The sequence below is a fragment of the uncultured Metabacillus sp. genome (genome assembly GCF_947503125.1).
Taxonomy (GTDB): domain Bacteria; phylum Bacillota; class Bacilli; order Bacillales; family Bacillaceae; genus Metabacillus.
Map to the genome: position 1 here is coordinate 1 of NZ_CANNCR010000222.1, position 259 is coordinate 259.

The window sequence follows — 259 nt, forward strand, 5'->3', positions numbered from 1 at the left end:
TGGGTGTTAAAAATCTTTGATTATACATGGGTTTTAACACTCAACTTTACATAATAATTAACTTTCCATAAGATGAGTTATGCAAAGCTTCACATAATTCGTCTAATATAAGTAAGTCACATTTTTCAATCTGCCTTTTTAACTTTTGTAAGGTTCCTTCTTTTAGGGCTTCTTCCAATTGCCCCACTAAATCTGCTACTCTGAAAAAACGTACCTCATATCCATTCTCGCAGGCTTTAACCCCAAGTGCCGTAGCCAG

At 35.5% G+C, this 259-nt stretch carries 1 protein-coding gene; it reads right to left on the reverse strand.

The annotated features are described in order from the left end of the window. Window positions 1-46: 46 nt before the first annotated feature. On the reverse strand, window positions 47-259 hold a 213-nt coding region (locus Q1B07_RS26945; protein ID WP_299095893.1), incomplete at its 5' end, for an ATP-binding protein.